16 protein-coding genes are annotated in these 22,351 nt (G+C 34.0%); 2 read left to right on the top strand and 14 right to left on the bottom strand.

The genetic code is table 11. The features are described 5' to 3' along the window. Positions 1 to 8 precede the first annotated feature (8 nt). From ABID96_RS00675 to ABID96_RS00650, 6 genes are all read right to left on the bottom strand, one after another. Positions 9 to 1,610, bottom strand: a complete 1,602-nt coding sequence (locus tag ABID96_RS00675; RefSeq protein WP_192603587.1) for a CTP synthase — start codon at positions 1,608 to 1,610, stop codon at positions 9 to 11. Positions 1,611 to 1,936: 326 nt separating this feature from the next. Continuing rightward, a complete protein-coding gene (gene rpoE / locus ABID96_RS00670; protein ID WP_192603588.1) occupies positions 1,937 to 2,485 on the bottom strand; it encodes a DNA-directed RNA polymerase subunit delta in 549 nt (182 codons plus the stop codon). A 214-nt stretch (positions 2,486 to 2,699) separates the two neighbouring features. Then, complete coding sequence (gene icmF, locus ABID96_RS00665; RefSeq protein ID WP_192603589.1) at positions 2,700 to 5,939, bottom strand: fused isobutyryl-CoA mutase/GTPase IcmF; 3,240 nt, start codon at positions 5,937 to 5,939, stop codon at positions 2,700 to 2,702. A gap of 128 nt (positions 5,940 to 6,067) precedes the next feature. Then, the gene (locus tag ABID96_RS00660; RefSeq protein WP_088001454.1) at positions 6,068 to 7,198 is read right to left on the bottom strand and encodes an acyl-CoA dehydrogenase; all 1,131 of its coding nucleotides are present in this window, start codon (positions 7,196 to 7,198) and stop codon (positions 6,068 to 6,070) included. 373 nt (positions 7,199 to 7,571) lie between these two features. Further along, positions 7,572 to 8,750, bottom strand: coding sequence for an acetyl-CoA C-acetyltransferase (locus ABID96_RS00655; protein WP_192603590.1), 1,179 nt, complete (start codon positions 8,748 to 8,750; stop codon positions 7,572 to 7,574). A 149-nt stretch (positions 8,751 to 8,899) separates the two neighbouring features. Then, on the bottom strand, positions 8,900 to 11,017 hold the full coding sequence (locus ABID96_RS00650; protein WP_192603591.1) for a (Fe-S)-binding protein: 2,118 nt from the start codon (positions 11,015 to 11,017) through the stop codon (positions 8,900 to 8,902). Positions 11,018 to 11,226: 209 nt separating this feature from the next. On the opposite strand from ABID96_RS00650, the gene cls reads away from it, so the two are divergent. Both cls and uvsE read left to right on the top strand, forming a co-directional pair. Continuing rightward, positions 11,227 to 12,423: a cardiolipin synthase gene (gene cls / locus ABID96_RS00645; RefSeq protein ID WP_192603592.1), complete on the top strand. Its 1,197-nt coding sequence runs from the start codon at positions 11,227 to 11,229 to the stop codon at positions 12,421 to 12,423. A 24-nt stretch (positions 12,424 to 12,447) separates the two neighbouring features. Continuing rightward, complete coding sequence (gene uvsE, locus ABID96_RS00640) at positions 12,448 to 13,401, top strand: UV DNA damage repair endonuclease UvsE (protein WP_192603593.1); 954 nt, start codon at positions 12,448 to 12,450, stop codon at positions 13,399 to 13,401. A gap of 86 nt (positions 13,402 to 13,487) precedes the next feature. Here uvsE and ABID96_RS00635 read toward each other — a convergent pair whose 3' ends face one another. From ABID96_RS00635 to ABID96_RS00600, 8 genes are all read right to left on the bottom strand, one after another. Beyond that, the gene (locus tag ABID96_RS00635) at positions 13,488 to 14,528 is read right to left on the bottom strand and encodes an anti-sigma factor domain-containing protein (RefSeq protein ID WP_192603594.1); all 1,041 of its coding nucleotides are present in this window, start codon (positions 14,526 to 14,528) and stop codon (positions 13,488 to 13,490) included. Between the two features lie 2 nt (positions 14,529 to 14,530). Beyond that, complete coding sequence (sigI, locus tag ABID96_RS00630) at positions 14,531 to 15,259, bottom strand: RNA polymerase sigma-I factor (RefSeq protein ID WP_377896511.1); 729 nt, start codon at positions 15,257 to 15,259, stop codon at positions 14,531 to 14,533. Between the two features lie 188 nt (positions 15,260 to 15,447). Continuing rightward, positions 15,448 to 16,623: a DUF5667 domain-containing protein gene (locus ABID96_RS00625; protein ID WP_192603596.1), complete on the bottom strand. Its 1,176-nt coding sequence runs from the start codon at positions 16,621 to 16,623 to the stop codon at positions 15,448 to 15,450. A gap of 226 nt (positions 16,624 to 16,849) precedes the next feature. Next, a complete protein-coding gene (argS, locus tag ABID96_RS00620) occupies positions 16,850 to 18,520 on the bottom strand; it encodes an arginine--tRNA ligase (protein ID WP_192603597.1) in 1,671 nt (556 codons plus the stop codon). After that, the gene (locus tag ABID96_RS00615) at positions 18,517 to 18,954 is read right to left on the bottom strand and encodes a YwiB family protein (protein WP_088001472.1); all 438 of its coding nucleotides are present in this window, start codon (positions 18,952 to 18,954) and stop codon (positions 18,517 to 18,519) included. The genes argS and ABID96_RS00615 overlap by 4 nt, the downstream gene beginning before the upstream one ends. 306 nt (positions 18,955 to 19,260) lie before the next feature. Further along, positions 19,261 to 20,487 carry an MFS transporter gene (locus ABID96_RS00610; protein WP_192603598.1) on the bottom strand — a complete coding sequence of 409 codons (1,227 nt, stop codon included), beginning with the start codon at positions 20,485 to 20,487 and terminating at the stop codon, positions 19,261 to 19,263. Between the two features lie 20 nt (positions 20,488 to 20,507). Next, complete coding sequence (locus ABID96_RS00605; protein WP_377896508.1) at positions 20,508 to 20,933, bottom strand: MerR family transcriptional regulator; 426 nt, start codon at positions 20,931 to 20,933, stop codon at positions 20,508 to 20,510. A gap of 299 nt (positions 20,934 to 21,232) precedes the next feature. Next, positions 21,233 to 22,348 (bottom strand): PepSY-associated TM helix domain-containing protein, encoded by a 1,116-nt coding sequence (locus ABID96_RS00600; RefSeq protein WP_192603599.1) that lies wholly within the window; start codon positions 22,346 to 22,348, stop codon positions 21,233 to 21,235. Positions 22,349 to 22,351: the final 3 nt, after the last annotated feature.

Genomic DNA, 22,351 nt, shown 5'->3' with positions numbered 1-22,351 from the left:
TCATAAGATTATTTTTTATTATTTAAAGAAGCTCCAACGAAGTCTCTAAATAATGGTTGTGGTCTATTTGGACGTGAAATAAATTCCGGGTGGAATTGAGATGCCACAAACCAAGGATGATTTGGTAACTCAATAATTTCAACTAAACGGCCATCAGGGCTAGTACCTGAGAATACAAATCCAGCTTGTTCCATTTGTTGACGGTATTCATTGTTGAACTCATAACGATGACGATGACGTTCGTAAACTACTTCATCACCATAAGCCTCATATGCCTTCGTACCTTCAATCAGTTTACATGGGTATAAACCTAAACGTAAAGTTCCACCTAAGTCTTCAACGTCTTTTTGCTCAGGTAAAAGGTCAATGATTGGGTAGTTAGTTGTCGGATCAATTTCAGCAGAATGAGCACCTTTCATTCCTAGTACATTACGAGCATATTCAATAGATGCAATTTGCATTCCTAAACAAATTCCTAAGAATGGTACGTTGTTTTCTCGAGCAAATTGAGCAGTTAGAATTTTACCTTCTACTCCTCGATCACCAAAGCCACCAGGTACAAGGATACCATCAACATCACTTAATAATTCACTTACATTATTCGTTGTAACTTCTTCAGCGTTAATCCATTTAATTTCAATTTCACTATCAAAAGAATAACCAGCATGTTTTAATGCTTCAGCTACAGAAATGTAAGCATCTTGTAATTCTACATATTTACCTACAAGTGCAATTTTTGTTGATTTAGTTAGATTTTTAACTTTATCTACTAAAGCAATCCATTCTGTCATATCTGGTTCGTTTGTTTTTAATTTTAAATGTTCACAAGCGATCGCATCTAAACCTTGAGCTTGTAGAGCTAATGGAATTTCGTAAAGTGTTTCTGCATCTACACATTCAATTACATCTTTTGCATCAACATCACAGAATTGAGCGATTTTATCTTTCATTTCTTGTGGTACAGATGTTTCAGAACGTAATACGATGACATTTGGTTGAATACCAATGCTACGAAGTTCTTTTACAGAATGTTGTGTTGGTTTCGTTTTTAATTCACCAGCTGCTTTTATATATGGAAGAAGTGTACAATGAACGTACATTACATTTTCTCGACCTACATCACCTTTAATTTGACGAATTGCCTCAATGAAAGGTAATGATTCGATGTCTCCTACTGTTCCACCAATCTCAGTAATGACAACATCAGCATTTGTTTCGCGACCTGCACGGAAAACTTTATCTTTAATTTCATTTGTAATATGAGGAATAACTTGTACTGTGCCCCCTAAATAATCTCCACGACGTTCTTTTTGAAGTACTGTAGAATACACTTTACCGCACGTAACATTATTAAATTTAGTTACATTGATATCAACGAAACGTTCATAGTGACCTAAATCTAAATCTGTTTCCGCTCCGTCATCTGTTACGAAAACTTCACCATGTTGATAAGGACTCATTGTTCCTGGATCTAAGTTGATATACGGATCAAACTTTTGAATTGTTACATTTAATCCTCTGTTTTTTAATAGTCGTCCTAAAGATGCTGCAACAATCCCTTTACCAAGAGAAGAAACTACGCCACCTGTTACGAAAATATACTTTGTCATAATTGAGCCCCTTTCATTTTTTTAGCATTCGTAATTTTATTTTTCTTTAGTAGAAATACAAAGCTAAATTTATAAAAATTTAATTAATAACATATTTTTATGTATGCTTTATTGTCGTCCAAAATAGGATTATTTCATGCAGGTTAACATGATTTATCTATTTAAAAACAACAAAACAAACCATCCATAAAAGGTTGATACATCAAGTTTCTCGTTAAAAAAATAAAGACGCCCCCTATATAATATAGGGAGCGTCAAATATATTTCGTTCTTTTTTAAAGAGCCCAATAAGAATTGTACTTATTCACTATCTAAAAGTCAAGAACTTATAGTTCTTCTTCTTCATCAAGTTCTTCTAATTCTTCCTCTTCATCTTCTAAATCTAAATCTTCGTCATCTAAATCTATATCTTCATCTTCATCGATTTCTTCGTCATCAAACTCATCAACAACGTCATCAACAAGATCATCATCTAGTTCATCTAACTCAACTAAATCTTCATCTTCTTCAAAATCTTCATCATCTGCAGAATCAAATTCAGCAAAATCATCATCTTCTTCAAACTTTTTAGCACGTTTCTTCTTAGGTTTCGCTACTGGTAATACTTCCTCTTCAGCTTGATCATACGGATACCAAGCACGTAGGCCCCAACGAGTTTCACCTAAACATACAAAACGACCATCGATGTTTAATTCAGTATAAAATTGAGGAAGCTTTTCTAAAAGCTCGTCTCTTGTTACACCTAATTCTGACGCCATGCGGTCTACTAAATCATAAAAAGAAAACGGTTCTTTTGTTTCAGAGAATAATTCATATGATAATTCAATTAACGATAATTCTTTTAATTGCTCTTCCGAGTATTGCTTTAAACTCAAAGGTAAGCACTCCTTTAAAAATAATATTTTTAACGTAAATTAATCACATTATGTATAAATTTTACTTGTTAGTTATAAAATACATATCTTTCATTATAAACAAAAGTATATTAAATATGCTAGCACCTAGACTATATTTTTCGATATTACCCTATTTTTTAATGAAAAAATGATAAATGAGCGTCAAAAAGACGCCCATTTAATGAATAAGTTTTTACATATTTCTTCTATACTGTCCGCCAACTTCATAAAGTGCTTGCGTTATTTGACCTAAACTAGCAACTCTTACAGTATTCATTAACTCTTCAAATAGATTTCCATTTTGTCGAGCTACTTGCTTTAAACGTTCTAATGCAGCATTTGCTTCCGAACCATGTTTCGTTTGGAAACCAGCAACATGATCAATCTGTGATTGCTTTTCGTCATTACTAGCTCTTGCAATCTCCATTGAATTAATAGAATCCATTTGTTCATTCGGATTGATATATGAATTAACACCAATGATTGGAAGTTCACCATTATGCTTTAACGTTTCATAGTATAGAGATTCTTCTTGAATCTTACCACGCTGATATTGAAGCTCCATCGCACCTAATACGCCACCACGGTCACTAATTCTTTCAAACTCTTTTAAAACTGCTTCTTCTACTAAGTCTGTAAGTTGCTCGATAATAAATGATCCTTGGATTGGATTTTCATTTTTTGATAATCCGTTTTCTTTTTGAATAATAAGCTGGATTGCCATTGCGCGTCGAACAGACTCTTCTGTAGGCGTCGTAACAGCCTCATCGTAAGCGTTTGTATGAAGCGAGTTACAGTTATCATATAAAGCCATTAAAGCTTGTAATGTAGTTCGGATATCATTAAACGCCATTTCTTGGGCATGTAGTGAGCGTCCTGATGTTTGAACATGATATTTAAGTTTCTGACTTCTCTCAGAAGCACCATACTTCTCTTTCATCGCTACTGCCCAAATACGGCGCGCAACTCTTCCAATTACTGAATACTCAGCATCTAATCCATTGCTAAAGAAGAATGATAGGTTATGTGCAAAATCATCAATTTTCATTCCACGACTTAAGTAATATTCAACATAAGTAAATCCATTAGATAAAGTAAATGCTAGCTGTGATATTGGATTTGCTCCAGCTTCAGCAATATGATATCCAGAAATTGATACTGAATAGTAATTACGAACTTTATGATCAATAAAATATTGCTGAATGTCGCCCATCATTTTTAACGCAAACTCTGTAGAGAAAATACAAGTATTTTGACCTTGGTCTTCTTTTAGAATGTCAGCTTGAACTGTTCCACGAACTTTTTGTAATGTTGTTACTTTTACTTCTGTAAATTCCTCTACAGTTAAAATTCGCCCTAGTTCCTTTTCTTTTATTTCAACTTGCTGATGAATAGCAGTATTTAAAAACATCGCTAAGATAATTGGTGCAGGACCGTTAATCGTCATCGACACAGAAGTCATCGGATTACATAAATCAAAGCCTTTATATAATTCAATCATATTATCTAATGTACATACGCTAACGCCACTTTCACCAATCTTTCCAAAAATATCTGGTCGTGTTGCAGGATCCTCTCCATATAGCGTAACCGAGTCAAATGCTGTACTTAGACGCTTAGCAGGATCGTTTTCACATAAGTAGTGGAAACGTTTATTCGTTCGACTTGGTGGTCCTTCTCCCGCAAATTGTCTCTTTGGATCTTCATCTTGACGTTTAAATGGGAATACGCCTGCAGTAAATGGAAAATAGCCAGGAACGTTTTCTTTTGCTACCCATCTTAATAAATCACCATAATCGCGATAAGTTGGAACAGATATTTTTGGTATTTTCGTTCCAGATAAAGTCTTAGTTGTTAATTCAACTTTAATTTCTTTATCTCGAATTTTTTGTACCAGTTGATCTTGAGAATACGCTTCTTTGATTTGTTTAAAATGGTTTAATGCTTGTTTTGATGATGGTGCTAGAGAGTCTTCAAATTTCTGTTTTAACTCTACTAAAGTTCCTTTTCCATCTTCAACATTCAATGACTCTATTTCATTCAATGTTCCTTCAATTTGATATAACTTAGAAGCTTTAATTGCTTCTGCCTCAGTATTTTGATGGTAATTTCTAACTGTTTCAGCGATTTCCCTTAAATAAAAACGACGTTTACTTGGGATAATGACATGTTGTTTTTCGACATTTCCAGGTTGAATATATGTTGTTTTCCATTGTTTATTCACTTTCTTCTCAATCTCACCTGTTAATGCTAAAAATAAGTTATTCGTTCCTGCATCATTAAACTGACTTGCAATCGTTCCATACACAGGCATTGTTTCTAAATCATCATGGAATAAGTGACGACTACGTTGATATTGTTTTTGAACTAAACGTAACGCATCCTCAGAACCTTGACGTTCGAATTTATTGATTGCTATTAAATCAGCAAAATCAATCATATCGATTTTTTCTAATTGTGAAGGCGCTCCAAACTCACTTGTCATCACATATAAATGAATGTCACTAAATTGAGTGATTGCAGCATCCCCTTGACCGATCCCACTAGTTTCAACAAAAATTACATCGAAGTTTGCTGATTTTAAAATTGCTAAAGAGTCGCCAAGAGCATTTGAGATTTCTGACTGACTGTTTCTTGTTGCTAAGCTTCTCATATAAACATTAGGATGATGGATTGCATTCATTCGAATACGATCTCCAAGTAATGCCCCACCTGTTTTACGCTTTGTCGGATCGATTGAAACGATACCAATTGTCTTCTCGGGGAACTCTTGGATAAAACGGCGAACTAATTCATCTGTTAATGAACTTTTTCCTGCTCCACCAGTTCCCGTCATACCAATTACGACGCTATTGCTAACTTCTGATTTTTCTAAAGTAGCGGCCATTTCTAAACTTGAATCTAGAGAACCTTTGTTTTCAGCTAAAGTTATAAATCTAGCAATTTCCTTATGATTTGAAGCTGTAATTTGCTGCACATTTTCAATATCCTTTAGAGGAGGAAGGAAGTCTGTACTTTGTAACATGTGATTAATCATGCCTTGAAGTCCCATTGTTCGCCCATCTTCAGGAGAATAAATTTTTGTTATACCGTATGCTTCTAACTCTTCTTGCTCACGAGGAAGAATAACTCCTCCACCACCACCAAATAACTTGATGTGTGAAGCACCTCTTTCTTGTAGTAAGTCATACATATATTTAAAGTATTCCATATGTCCACCTTGGTAAGATGAAATAGAGATACCTTGTACATCTTCTTGAATCGCTGCATTTATAATTTCTTCAACCGAACGATTATGTCCTAGATGAATAACCTCAACACCATTTTCCTGCAATAATCTTCTTATCATATTGATGGAAACATCATGACCGTCAAATAAGCTTGATGCAGTTACAAAACGAATCTTATATTTAGCTTGATACTTTTCTACCATACTAATCAGCCTCCGTTATTATCATTACCTCGTTCAGAAAGAAAACTTGGTAAAAGGCTTTTCATCCCTCATACCAAGTTAATTTCACCTTTTGTACTACATAAAAGAATTTAGAATCTTATCACTTCTTATAGCATTCTAGAGATTACTAGCTTCTGAATTTCTTGAGTACCTTCATAGATCTGTGTAATTTTCGCATCACGCATGAAACGCTCCACAGGATAATCTTTCGTGTAACCATATCCACCAAATACTTGAACTGCTTCAGTTGTCACTTTCATTGCTGTATCTCCAGCAAATAACTTCGACATAGCAGACTCTTTACCATATGGAAGCCCATTAGACTCTAACCAAGCAGCTTGATAGGTTAATAGACGAGCAGCCTCTACACCAGTCGCCATATCCGCAAGTTTAAAAGCAATACCTTGTTGAGCAATAATTGGCTTACCAAATTGTACTCGTTCTTTTGCGTAGTCAACTGATGCATCTAATGCACCTTGTGCAATACCAACAGCTTGAGCTGCAATCCCATTTCTTCCTCCATCAAGTGTTTGCATGGCAACCTTAAATCCTTGCCCTTCTTCACCTAATAGATTTTCTGCTGGAATACGGCAGTCTTCAAAAATAATTTCTGTTGTCGGAGATGAACGAATTCCTAATTTACTTTCCTTCTTCCCAACTGAAAAACCTGGTGAATCACTTTCCACGATAAATGCCGATACTCCATGTTTATTCGTAGGATCAGTAATTGCGAATACAACATAAATCTCTGCTTCTCCACCATTTGTAATGAAAATTTTTGAACCATTTAATATATATTCATTTCCTTCTTTTCGGGCAGTTGTTCTCATTCCACCAGCATCTGAACCTGATCCTGGTTCTGTTAAACCGTAGGCACCAATTTTTGTCCCCTGTGCTAGCGGTTTTAAATATTTTTGTTTTTGTTCTTCAGTTCCAAATTTATAAATAGGCCAGCTTGCTAAAGATGTATGAGCAGACAGTGTTACACCTGTTGAAGCACATACTCTAGACAGTTCCTCAACTGCAATAACATATGCTAAATAATCACTACCGATTCCACCATACTCTTCTGGAAATGGAATTCCTGTTAATCCAAGCTCTGCCATTTGATTAAAAATATTTCGGTCAAACTTTTCATGCTCATCACGTTCAGCTGCAGAAGGTGCAACCTCATTTTTCGCAAAATCCCTTACCATTTTTCGAATCATTTCATGTTCTTCACTTAGACGAAATTGCATACTTTTCTTCCTCCATTATCATTAATAGGGTAGGGTTAAGGCGAAAAGATTTTAAGAATTAGAAAAAGACATTAATCCTTCTTCTATACACAATCTCTTACCTTTTTTCCTTATTTCAGTACTTTAAGAAGCCCAATATTACAAGAATACCGTCGAAATTTGTAAGCGTTACCATAATTGTTTGAATTCTGCTTTAATATGCAGTCTACATATTAAATAATTCTACAAAAACTTCAAAATCCCTTGTTATTTTTTGTAGAATTTTGAAAAATTAAAAAACAAAAAGGTTCGAAAAGAGAAAGAAGTTAGGATTAGTCTATAAAAACTAATCCCATTACCCTGTTCTTTTCTAACCAAGTGTCTTTAAACCCTCCTATACCTCTATTAACACTGCGTCGCCTTGCCCACCACCACTACAGATTGCTGCGATACCAAGTCCGCCACCTTGTGCCTTTAAAGCGTGTATGAGCGTAACAATAATTCTAGCTCCACTTGAACCAATTGGATGACCAAGCGCGATTGCTCCACCATTTACATTAATTTTATCTAGTGGTAAGTCAGCAATCTTTGCACTTGCTAATACAACAGCCGCGAAAGCCTCATTGATTTCAAATAAGCTTATATCTGAAACTTTTTTATTTGTCTTTTGAAGTAGTTTTTGAATCACATAACCTGGTGTTCTTGGAAAATCCTGTGCTTCAACTGCTATTGATTCTGTTGCAAGAATTTTAGCTAAAATCTTGTAGTTATTTAATTTAGCTTCATCCTCGCTCATTAATAATAGAGCAGATGCCCCATCATTAATACCGGGCGCATTTCCTGCCGTTATTGTGCCATCACGGTCAAATGCAGGGGAAAGCTTTGTCAATTTTTCAATTGATGTATCTTCTCTAGGACATTCATCAACCTCTATTTTTGTGATAGCGCCTTTTCTATCTTTTATTTCTACAGAAACGATTTCATCTTTGAACTTACCAGTATTTATCGCATTTACAGCAGATAAATGACTTCTTAATGCCCATTCATCTTGCTGCTGACGAGAGATCTCTTCGATTTTTGCAACATTATTACCATATGTACCCATATGAACACCTGTAAATGAGCAAGTGAGTCCATCAAACAAAACACCATCTTTTAATTCAGTGTTACCTAATTTATTTCCCCATCTTAATGTAGATTGATAAAACGGCGTATTACTCATTGACTCCATTCCACCCGCTATTACACGTTTACTTTCTCCAGAACGAATGAGTAAATCTGACAGCATAACACTTCGCATACCTGATGCACATACCTTATTAATTGTTTCTGTTCTTGTTTCCCATGGTAACCCCGCTTTGCGCAAAGCCTGCCTTGAAGGTAACTGGCCTTGTCCACCCTGTAAAACACTTCCCATTACAACATCATTTATTGATGAAAAAGGATGGTTTACCTCGTTTAATGCTGCTTGAATAGCAATTGCTCCTAAATCAGATGCACTAAAACTTTTTAACATCCCTCCAAAACGACCGATTGGTGTACGAACTGCACTGACAATAACTGTTTTACTCATATCAATCTACCCCCTTAGATTTTTATCTATTTCAACCTTCATTTGTCATAATCCTTTAAAAAATCATACTTTTAACAAAGAAAATGGTGTACGAGATGTACACCATTCCATTAATATTTTATGATTTTTAAAATTTATTTAGAACTTTCTTAAGAAGCTTGTGTTTGTTTTGAACCAAATATAGATAGTTCTAATAGTTCAGCTACATCAAGTGTTTGAACCTTCTCTTCCACTTCTTTCGCTTTTGTTCCATCAGATAACATTGTTAAGCAATACGGACAACCTGTACCAATCACATTCGGACTTACCGCTAGTGCTTGCTCTGTTCGTGTTACATTGATTCTATTTCCAACATGCTCTTCCATCCACATTAATCCGCCACCTGCACCACAGCACATGCCAGTTTCACGTTTACGTTCCATTTCAACCAATGTTACTCCTGGTATAGCTCGCAGGATATCTCTAGGCGCTTCATATACTTCATTATATCGACCTAAATAGCATGAATCATGGTAAGTAATGACTTGATTAACTTGATGTAATGGTTTTAATTTCCCCTCTTTTACCCATTCAGATAATAACTCAGTGTGGTGATATACCTCTACCGATAAACCAAAATCAGGATACTCATTCTTAAATGTGTTGTAAGCATGAGGATCAATCGTTACTAATTTACTTACTCCTGATTTTTCTATTTCAGCAATATTATTGTTTGCAAGCTCTTGGAATAAGAACTCCTGACCTAATCGTCTTGGTGTATCACCAGAGTTTTTCTCTTTATTACCTAATATCGCAAACTTAATGCCAGCTTCATTCATTAACTTCGCAAACGCTAAAGCAATCTTTTGACTGCGGTTATCATATGAACCCATTGATCCAACCCAGAATAAATACTCAATTTCTTCGCCCGCTTTTTGAGCTTCTTTTACTGTAGGAATGTGGATACTTTCGTCTAGCTCTCTCCAGTTCTCGCGGTCCTTACGATTTAATCCCCAAGGATTACCTTGGCGCTCAATATTCGTCATAGCACGCTGAGCATCTGGCTGCATTTTCCCTTCAGTTAGAACAAGATAACGGCGTAAATCAATAATTTTATCAACATGTTCATTCATTACCGGACACTGATCCTCACAGTTACGGCAAGTAGTACATGCCCAGATTTCTTCTTCTGTTATTACATCTCCAATTAGACTTGGATTATAGTCTACCAAAGTCGCAGCTGACTCTTGTTGTCCTTTACCAGCCGCAGCAAATGCTAACTGATTTCCTTTTGTATTCGAAAAGGCAACAGTTGGAACCCATGGAGCACGTGAAGTTACAACAGCCCCTGTTTCTGTTAGATGATTTCTTAATTTTAATATCAAGTCCATCGGAGATAACATTTTTCCTGTTCCTGTTGCTGGACAAACATTTGTACATCGTCCACATTCTACACATGCATATAAATCTATTAGTTGTGATTGTCGGAAGTCACTAATTTTACCAACACCAAATGTCTCTTGAGTTTCATCTTCGAAATCAATTTTCTCAAGCTTTCCAGGCTTAGATAAACGGTTAAAGAATACATTTGCAGGACCAGCAATTAAATGCGCATGCTTTGACTGCGGTACGTACACTAAGAATGTTAAAAGAGTGATTAAATGGATCCACCATGCTACATAAAAGAATGAGATTGCAAATGGTTCGCTAATACCACCAAAAATTGTCGCGATTACAGAAGCGATTGGTTCATGAAATGTAGCTCCTTCGCCGTCCCAAATTAACCCCATCCCATTGCCAAATAATGTAGATACCATCAATAAACCGATAAAGATTAATACTAAACCATTCTTCCATCCTCTTTTAAGACGGACTAGTTTTTCAATATATCTCCTATGGAATGCCCATATAACTGCTACTAATATTAACAAGGCAACTATTTCTTGAAAAAACGTAAATGCACCGTATAAAGGACCAAGTGGCAAATGAACTCCCGGAATTAGCCCTCTTAAAATAAAATCAAGTGCTCCAGCTTGAACTAAAATAAATCCATAAAAGAACAATACGTGAATGATTCCACTTTTTTTATCTTTAAGGAGCTTTTTTTGTCCAAATACATTCACCCAAATTTTCCCGAAACGTTCTTTGAAATTTTGTTCGAACTCTTCTTTTTTACCAAGTTTAATGTAAGCTAATCTAGTTGTAATTAGGTAAACGAATAAATATAGTGCATAACCAGTAATGGCTACGAACCCTAACGCATTTAAAAAATATAGAGCGTGATCCATGATGTATTCCTCCCCCAAATTAGGTTATAAATAAAACGCTTACTTTTTAAAAATTTATAACCATATTAATATTCTGACAATATATACTATTATTATATAATGAATGAGTATTCAGTCAATAGTTTTTCATGATAAATGAGCCCTTTTTCATATTCCGCTTTTTAAATGGTCATACTATCAACACGTACAAGATAAAGGAGTTTAATCATATGTTTCTTTTTATTTGTATTATTATAGCACTGCTATTGCTTATACTCCTTGCTGGTCTAGATCTTTATTTTGGCTATAAAGCTTTTCATAAACATGAAAAACCATGTCCATTTATAAGTAGAGACAGTCATACAAAATTAATTACTGACGGAAATGTCCTTTACAAGCACCTTCTAGACGACATCAAAGAAGCGACATCAAGTATAACGATGCTATTTTACATTATCCGAAATGATGATACTAGTGAACAATTCCTCACTTTACTTGAACAAAAAGCGCAGGAAGGCTGCCAAGTTAAGCTGTTGGTTGATTGGATTGGTAGCTTTGGTCTCAAACGAAAAAGAATTAAGCAATTAAAGGAAAACGGCGTAGAATTTCTTTTTAATCGACGTGCAGGCTTCCCATATACATTTTATCGATTGCAACACCGTAATCATCGGAAAATTACAGTGATTGATTCTAAAATAGGATACTTTGGTGGCTTTAATATCGGTAAAGAATACATAGGATTCGACGAAGTATTAGGTTATTGGAGAGATTATCATATCCGAATGACTGGTGAAGGTGTTAGAGACCTCCACGCACAATTTTTAATCGATTGGGTAAGAAGTGGCGGAATTTACTTTCCATTTGAAGTATCGGATGACGTCATTAAAGGGGATACAGAACACCATTTTTACTCTTCAGATTTTACTCGTATAGAATTACTTTACAAGGAACTTATAGACAATGCAGAAAAGCATATTTATATTGGAACTCCGTATTTTATACCAACTAAGAAGCTAATGAATTCATTACTAGCAGCACTTCATCGTGGTGTCGATATTTGTGTTATGGTTCCTGAAAAAGAAGACCACAGACTTGTAAAAGAAGCTTCTTTCCCTCATCTTTTACTCATTTTAGAGGGCGGGGGTAAAGTTTTTCATTATCAAAAAGGCTTTTTCCATGCCAAAGTTTTATTAATTGATGATTGTAGATGTGACGTTGGCTCAGTGAATTTCGATCGTAGGAGCTTATGCATTAACGATGAGTGGAGCTGTATTTTTTCAAGTAAACCATTTATATTAAAAATCAAAGAAATGTTTATAAAAGATTTGGAAAACACGAAAACATATCCGATTGATCATTATAAAAATACTTCATTTTTATGGAAATGTCGCAAGTTGATTTCTAAACTACTTTCTCCATTAATGTAAAAAAGCAATTTTGAGGTGGAAAATATGAAAATTCGCTTTGGATATGTGTCACATGCATTATCTTTATATAATTGTTCACCAGCAAAAACGCTCACTTTAACTCGTTATAAAGCAATGGAACAGAATGAAAGATTAGATAAATTAATGGATGTTACATCCCAAAATATTAAAAATACATTTAGAGCACTTCACTATAATGTAAGCCAGCAAATCCCTTTATATAGAATGTCATCTTCTATGGTTCCATTAGCAACTCATCCAGAAGTTGAATTTGATTATCTCAATATCTTTCTAGACCAATTTAAAGAAATTGGAGAATTTATAAAAAAAAATCAATTAAGAGTCAGCTTTCACCCAAATCAATTTACGCTTTTTACAAGTGATAAACCGCATATTACTGATAATGCAGTTATAGATATGGAATATCATTATAATGTTCTAGAAGCTATGGGAATAGCTAACCAGAGTGTGATTAACATTCATGTTGGTGGTGCTTATGGAAATAAGGAGCTTGCGGTCAATCGGTTTTTTGAAAATATAAAAAAACTACCTGCTCGTATTAAGAAACAAATGACACTTGAAAATGACGATAAAACATATACTACCGCTGAAACGCTTGAGATTTGTGTTAAAGAAAAAATCCCGTTAGTATTTGACTATCATCATCACATTGCAAATAACTGTGAAGAGCCATTAGAAAGCTTATTACCAAAAATTTATCATACTTGGGAATCAACTAGCTTAACACCTAAAATACATATTTCTTCTCCAAAATCAGATAAAGAATTTCGAGCTCACTCCGATTTAATCAATATCGATTTTATCAAACCATTTTTTGATCTAGCAAAAGCAATCGGCGAGGATATTGATATAATGATTGAAGCCAAAAAGAAGGATATTGCATTGCTACAATTAATGGATGATTTATCAAAAATCCGAGGCTACAAACGAATTGATGGAGGAACTATTGAAGTTTAAAACGATTGTAAGTACTCTCTTTTCAATTAATGTATGGAGCACCGAAATACATATTTAAAAATCAAAAAAACGCTTGGAATAGCTTCCTAGCGTTTTCTTTTGCAATCATCTCGATATTTATTTTGTTTTTGTCCTCGATCATGACCTTTGTTATATCTGTTATCTGGCTGGTTATTGGAATCATCTATACGATGGTTTTGAGCATTTTTTTTACGATCATTTGAATGATGATTCCCTTTACCTATCTGATGCCATCTATTATCATTTTTCTTGTTTTTTTTTGAAGAGTCGTTCTTCTTATCATCATGGTTATGTTTATTTTCTTGCTGCTTTTTGTTTTCTTGATGATTTTTATTAGACCCATTACCTGAATTTGAATGATTCTGTTTTTCTTTATTCTTATTACCCTTTTGATTCACTTGTTTCACAACGGTTTTCGAATCATTTTTTGTTTCATGTTTTATAGTATTAAACTTATTACTCGGTTGTTTGCTTATACCGTTCTTCTTATCTTTTTTATTTTTTGCATCTTTATTTTTTGGTACCTCTTTAACTGGTTGCTCATTTTCAAAATGAGCATTACTTTGCTTGATATGATCTATTTCTTTACTTAATTTCTTTTGCTCATTACTAAATTTCTTATCCATTGAACCTGAAATAGAAACCTTTTCATCATGCTGAATTATCTGATTTTCCTCTAATTCAACAATCAGTTTTTCAGTCACATCTTTTACTGATTCTTTTTCCCAGTCCTTTAACTCAGCAATGATCTTTTTCCCTTGATCATTTTTTGCTTTCAGGGAAATAACTTTTAATTGTTTATCTAGAATCAATGAAACTTTAGCTTTAGATTCAATATTTACATAACCTGCTGCTAGTACTCTTTTTTTATTAAAATCTACAAGTACAAAAGACATTAAAATTAGGGCACTAGCAACCATAACAGGGACTAATTTAGGAATAATTTTTTTCACTTTATTATTTACGATGACTGCATAGTTAGGGAACTGAATTTCTTCACCAATTGTATATGATGACAATAATCTTTTACATTTTAAATATTCCCCATCCGGTGTAAGCACAATAACAGAATGAGAATTTATTTTTAAAACGATTCCTTTGTTCATCTTCAGTCCCCCCTTTTTAAATAACTTTGTAAATAAATATAATCATTCGCTGCAATGATGCACATGGCAATAATAAACTTTCTATGTTTCTCGAGCGTTTTACGGCTAAGTTCGACTTTACTTGCTAGTAGATTCATAGGCAGTTTTTTCTTTTTATATAGTAAGGTTAGCATTTCTTCATCAGAAGTAATTATTTCAACAACTGAGAATATATGCTCTCTCGTATCTTCATGTTTAGGTGAAACGTCTACTAAACTATCTAGGGATATCCCAAACTGGTTTAGCATTTCATTAAAGTGAATAATCTCTTCTTTGCGGTTTAATTCATCAAAATTCTTAATATATGAATCATATGCATGAAGGTCATATTCATTATGTAGTTCATCAGATTCTAGTTGCGTTGCTGTAACATGCTGATGCCTAGATTCTTTTCTAAAGTAATCTATTAACTCTCTTTTAATGATTAACTTAGCAAATGATAAAAATAATGCTCCTTTTTTATAGGAGTACAAATTGATCGCCTCGTGAAAAGCATGTAAGCCAATACTATATTCATCATCTTGCTTGGTAATATATCTCCCACAAATTGTAGAAGTAGTATTCAAAATAAATGGCTCATATTGAACGATAAAATCATCTAACTCTTTTGAAGAAGATTGTTGGATTGTTAAAACAATATCTTCTATTTTTTCTTTTCGTTTATATAGCGTTTGAAAAATTGCTAGTAACAAGACCACATCTCCTCTCAATAAATTCCTGGATTGGTTCTCAAAACATAAGGCGCCACTCATTCATTAATATAAAATGAATGAGTTAGGCACCGTTTTAATGAACCTCATTACTAAAGCATATCGCATCTTTAATAATGTTTCATGTGATTTTTATAGAAAGGTTAATGGTAATTAATTACTTATTTATCTTATTTGTTATCTTTACCGTGATGACCACCATTTTCTTTCTCTTGGTGTTTCCCGTGATTCTCATGGTTTGCTTTATTTCCGTGTTTTTCGTTATGTTTCTCTTCTTTTTTAACTTCTTTTGCTGCACGTTTTTCTTCTTTTTCAGCACGTTTTGCTGCACGTTTCTCTTCTTTTTTAACTCGTTTCGCTTCTTTTTCTACTAATTTTAAAGCTTTTTTCTCAGCGTTTGGATGCTCTTTTTTAGTAGTTGTCGGTACAACTGCAACTTCATCATTTTTTTCTACTGTTTTTTCTTCTTCAATCACTTCATTTTTAACAGCAGTATTCTCTTGCTCTTCTACATCTTCAATTTTTGTAATTGTAGTAATAACTTCAGGTGTAGTTTCTTTAGAAGTATCAGTTGTGCTTTCTGGATATTTAATTTCGATTACCGGTGTTAGTACTGATTCGTTACCTTCTGATTTTTTCATTAACTTTTCTAACTTATCAGCAATTTTATTAAAGCTTTTTTCGATATTATTAGCGATTGCAGCTTTAGCTTTAGGATTTTTAACTTGATCTAACACATTTGCTAAAACTAGTAAGTTATTATTTAAGTGATGTTGGATTTTTGCAATTTCTTTTTGTTCTTTCGTCAGTTTCTTTGTTTCTTTTTCTACTTCAGTCTTATCGTCTTCTGTAGTAGTTTCTTTATCTTCTGTTGTTGTGTCTGTGCTTGTTGTTGTTTCAGTACCTGTTGTTATTTCTGTACCTGTTGTTGTTTCAGTGCTTGTTGTTGTTTCTGTGCTTGTTGTTGTGTCATCCATGGCAGGAAGCTCAACATCAACTTCTTTTTGAGCAATTTCCATTTTTGATACAGCTTCTTTAATTGTTTCTTTCGCTAAATCCTCTTTACCTTCTTTAATTAAAACGCGTGCTTCATGAATACGCTCTCCAGCAAACTCTGCTAATAATTCAGCTTCTTTTACTTTATTAGTTGTTAGTAAAAGTTGAATTTTTTCTACTGTTGTTTTAACAAAATAAAGGAAATCACCTTTTACTAAAGATGGATCTTCTTGTTTTAATGCATCTGTTGGTAATGCTGTTTCGTTTGTATCAGCAAGAGCTGAATTTGCCATTCCTAATTGTGATAATAATAAAGCCGTTGCAGTTGTATGTACTAATAATTTTTTCATGAATTTTCTCCCCTTTTAGTTATCTCACTATATACATTCGTAGGAAGTTTTCATTTTAAGGGGGTCAAAATAAAAAAAAATAAATAAATTTGTCATTTCATGAAAAAAATTGTTTATTTCTGTGATTTCACGTTTTAATTACCCTCTTGTTTTAACATTTCATACCAAGAAAGAATAAAAAAAATACCATGGACTAATTAAAGGCCATGGTATTTACTATTTAATATTACATTTTTTCTGGAGCAGCTACGCCAACTAATGCTAATGCATTTTGAAGTGTTACTTGAACAGCTTTCATTAATGCAAGACGCGCTTTCGACTTATCAACATTTTCTGCATCAAGTACTTTTTCTGCATTGTAGAAGCTGTGGAACGTACCCGCTAATTCAAATACATAGTTTGTAATATGATGTGGAGAACGTTTTGATGCCGCATGAGAAACAGCAGCTGGGAATTCTCCTAATTTCTTTAATAACTCATACTCTTTTTCAGAAGATACAAGTCCATAATCAGCAGAACCATCAAAAACAATACCCATTTCTTCACCTTGGCGAAGGATACTACACACGCGAGCGTGTGCGTATTGAGAGTAGTACACTGGATTTTCATTTGATTTTGATACAGCTAAGTCCATATCAAAGTCTAAATGCGAATCACAACCACGCATTGCAAAGAAATAACGAGTTGCGTCAACGCCTACTTCTTCCATTAAGTCACGTAACGTAACAGCCTTACCTGTACGTTTACTCATTTTTACTTTTTCACCATCTTGGTATAATTGAACCATTTGGATAATTTCTACTTCAAGCGTGTCAGCATTATATCCTAAAGCTTGGATTGCTGCTTTCATACGAGGAATATAACCATGGTGATCTGCTCCAAGTATATCAATTAATTTATCCGCTCCACGTCCTAATTTATCACGGTGATAAGCAATATCTGGTGTTAAATATGTGTACGAGCCATCACTTTTAATTAATACACGGTCTTTATCATCACCATATGTTGTTGAACGGAACCAAGTTGCTCCTTCTTCTTCATAAGTTTCGCCGCGCTCTTTTAAATCTGCAAGAGCCTCTAATACTTTACCATTTTCATATAGTGAAGTTTCTGAATACCAAACATCAAATTCTACACGGAAATTGCGTAGGTCACGTTGTAATTTTTCCATTTCCAACTTTAAACCGTACTCACGGAAAAATTTATAACGAGCTTCTTCTGGCTCGTTTACATAACGATCGCCAAATTCAGCAGCAAGTGTTTTACCAATTTCAATAATATCTGCACCATGGTAACCATCTGCAGGCATTTCTTTTTCCATACCAAGTGCTTGCATGTAACGTGCTTCTACAGAAAGTGCAAGGTTATTAATTTGGTTTCCAGCATCGTTAATGTAGTATTCACGAGTAACACTATAACCAGCTTTATTTAAAATATTACATAAAGAATCTCCAAACGCAGCACCGCGAGCATGTCCTAAATGTAAATCACCAGTTGGGTTTGCTGAAACAAACTCTACTAAAACCTTCTCACCGTTTCCAAAAGTAGTTTGTCCATAACCTTGTCCCGCTTCAATGATAGTCGGTATTAAATCTGTCAGATAACTATTATCCATATAGAAGTTAATAAAACCAGGTCCAGCGATTTCTACTTTTTTAATACTAGCTTTACTTTGGTCAAAAGCATTTATTAATTCTTCTGCAATCATTCTCGGTGCTTTTTTAGCAACTCGAGCTAATTGCATTGCCATATTCGTTGAAAAGTCACCGTGAGCCTTATCTTTTGGTGTCTCTAAAACTACTTGTGGCAATTGATCCTCTGTTGCTAATTCTGCTTTTAATACTGCAGCTTCTATCTCATCTTTTAAACGACTTTTTACTTGTTCTAAAGTATTCATGTCGTAGCCTCCTTAATTGATACTGTAATGTTATACGAACCAGCATTTTCGTCACCTACAAATAACTTATACCCTAATTGCAGGACACCTTTTAATGGACCTTCTGATACGAGAAATTGACATTTTTTAGTATATGCTTTCGTGTGGAATACACCTAATTCATTTGAAAATGTACCTTCAGTAGTCTGATTGACCTTGTATAGATGGCGCATTGTAACACCACCATTTCGAATGATTGTTACTTCACCTTTACCGATTTTCATCGTGGCTTTAACTTTTCGGTCCTCATGATTTTCATCAAATAACAAGTATGTAAGATCATCTTTTTTATAGTATAGACCATTTGCTTGAAAACTGATCTTTTCACGTCCACTTGGATCTTTAATCAATGTCTCAAAATCAATTGAAACAGGAATTCCTAACTGTTCTTTCACTTTTACACGTCCTTTTCCACTGAACGTAACGAATCACATCCAAAAATCATCTTTTCCCATTTTAGCATAATCTAATAAAAAAAATAAAATAGGGAGGAAAAAAATATTGAAAAATATACTTTCTATTTAATTACATAAAAAAAAGGCATCTTTTCGATACCTTTTTTGTGAAGTTTTAGATTATCAAACACTTGTCTCTCGCGGCGTGAAAGCCTGATGAGGAGCACTTTTACCTGAGAAGGTAATCAGCACAGCAAGTAGGCGAAAGCATGCGTTTGGCAGACAGTCTAAAGAGTTTCCTAGAAATTAATGTGCTGACTCCGCTTTATCGATATGAATTAAATGTTTCTTATTCATAAATAGGAAGATAACTGAAAGTAAAACGAAACATCCACCTACATAGAATGGAACATGTGGATTGAACCACTCAGCTAGTTTACCTGCTAAGTAAGGAGCAATTGCACCACCAATAAAACGTAGGAAGCTATATGCTGCTGATGCTGTTGGTCTTTCAACTGGTGCTGCTTGCATAACTGCGGTTGTAATTAATGTATTGTTATTACCTAAAAATGCTCCTGCTATAATTACACTGAAAATGATAACATTATTTGTTTCAGTTCCTATTCCCATTATGATTAAAGTAATGGCGAAAAGCGTTAACATTGCATACATCGATTTAAGTGTACCGAACTTCTGTTGTAGTTTTGGTGCCATAAATACAGATGTAATTGCTAGTAATAGTCCCCATCCTAAAAATACGTAACCTAAACCGTGTTCATCTAATCCCATAAAGAAAGGTGAGAATGCTAATAGTGTAAAGAATCCGAAATTATATAAAAATGCGGTAATCCCTAAAGTTAAAAGTGATCTATGTTTTAATGCACGGAATGGATCAAGAAAAGAAGCTTTTTTAGTATTTTTTACTACATTTGTTTTTGGCATCATAAAGGAAAGCAATAAAAATGCGATAACCATTAAACAAGCTACACCATAAAATGGTCCTCTCCAAGAGATAGATCCAAGTTCTCCACCTAATAATGGCCCTACAGAAATACCAAGTCCGATTGCTGTTTCATATAAAATAATAGATTGTGCTACACCTGATCTAGATAATGAAACAATTGCCGATAACGCAGTGGCTACGAATAATGCATTTCCTAATCCCCAACCCCCACGTAACCAAACTAGCTCCCAAATACTATTAGAATTACCACCTAGTCCTGAGAAAACTGCAATAATCATAATTCCTAAAAGAAGTGTCCATTTTATTCCTATACGAGAAGAAATAAAACCTGTAATTAACATAGCAAAAGCCATTACTAAATTGTAGCTTGTAAATAATAATGTTACATCACTATGTGAAGCATGCATTTTTTCTGCAATTGCAGGCAAAATCGGGTCAACTAAGCCTATTCCCATGAAAGCTATAATACACGCAAAACCTACTGCCCATATAGCCTTTGGTTGGTCTAATAGACTAGATTTTTGTTTAGACTCTGTCTTTAGGTTCTTACTCTTAGCCAAATTTGACATAACTTTCTTCATCCCCATATTTAAAATTTTTCTAAAGCTTTTAGTACTCTCTGGTACATATCATCCATATTGTTACGAATATCGTTCATCTTCTTAAGCTTTTCATCAATCATGTTTAATTGTTTAGATAAAATAGGCTTGATCTCAACAAGCTTTTCTTTTATTTTTTCATCATCTAATGTTTCCTTTGCTGCTCGATATTCTAGACGTCGTTCCTCGAAAGCATCACTTATTGAAATATATTCCTGTACCTCCTGCAAAGAAAAACCAAGCACATCACGTACATTCATAATTTGTTTCAGACGTTCAATATGCTGATCTGTATATAAGCGAAATCCACCTTCACTTCTATCTGGCGGAGGAATCAATCCAATTTCTTCATAATATCGAATCGCTCGCTTTGTTAATCCACACTCTTTCGCAACATCATCAATTTTATATTGCATTATTTAATCCCCCTTTCAGTAAATACTCAATCCTTAAATTCATCACTTTTCTATATTACTCCTAACCTATCGTTAACGTCAACGTTAACTTTGTATATTTTTCTATTTTTATCTTTCTACAAAATTGTTGTTTTACTATACAAATGTTACATATGCTCGATTTATAGCTTAAATTATTTAGGATCGATTCAAAAAACCCGAAAGATAAATACTGTTTTAGAGCATTTATCTTTCGGGTTCCAATCAACTGATTCAACCGATGTAGTTAAATCTTTCATCCGTATTCAGTTTTATTCATTTTATGCTGTTTGCTGCAGCCTTCTCACTTTTTTAACTTTGTTTCTGCGCTTTAGAGCCCACATCGTAATACCAGTAATTCCTAGTCCAAGTGGAGCAATTCCAACTAACGCATAAATAGTTTTTACAAAAACACCGCCATAAGTACCTCTATGTAAACTTTCTCTCCAAACAAAAAATTTATCGTAAGCAGTTTCAGTATTTTTTGAAAAAGTACCTAAATGCTTTCCAGAAAATTGATCAAAGAATTCAATTGTGTTTCCCTTACCTTCAGGATCATAACTTCCATCACTCAATTGAACTTCTATCACTCCATCTTTATCAGATGGAAGTCTCAACTTGTATAGCTCTCCATCAGGGTGTAATTTTTTAATTTCATCAGTAATAATATCTAATCCAACTTGGTGTTTACCGTTATCAACTGATTTAAGTTCTTCAGGATAATTCGATGTAAATTTCAATTTCAAAGATTCTTCAATCTTCTCTTGAAAAGGAAATAGCATTCCTGTAATGGCTACAACAAGTAAAAATGGTAAAGTAATGACCCCTATGAAATTATGTAATGATAGATTTCGTGCCATTTGGCTTTTATTCCATTTAATTTTTAGACTTTTAAGCATTCTTTTAATACCTGGATACCATAAATAAATACCTGTAATAAGAATTAGGATAAATGCAATTGCAACTATACCAATAATTGTTTCTCCAATATCATCTAACAATAAATGTGTGTGTAACTCTTTAAAAAAAGATACGATTGATTTCTCTCTATCAAAATTGCCTAATAATTTACCACTGCTAGGATCTATATAAGCATCAATTTCATTATGTCCTTTTGACATATTTGCATGGTATACATCTGATAATTTTGAAGGAACATCCAACCTTGAAATTTGAAACCCTTCGTAATTATCAAGAAAAATCTTTTCTGCTTCTTTAATTCCAACATTTCTTTCACTACTTGCAGGTTTAAAATATTGTGGATTTAATACATGTTCAATCTGATTCCCAAACACTAATACACTACCAGTTGCGCAAACAGTAATAATAAATAGTCCAAAAACTAAACTGCACACCAAATGTAGTGTCAAAATAAATTTCCTTACCCCTTTTTTCATCAA

Source organism: Gottfriedia sp. OAE603, from assembly GCF_040543965.1.
GTDB classification, from domain to species: domain Bacteria; phylum Bacillota; class Bacilli; order Bacillales; family Bacillaceae_G; genus Gottfriedia; species Gottfriedia solisilvae.
This window is presented reverse-complemented; position numbering and strand designations above follow the sequence as displayed.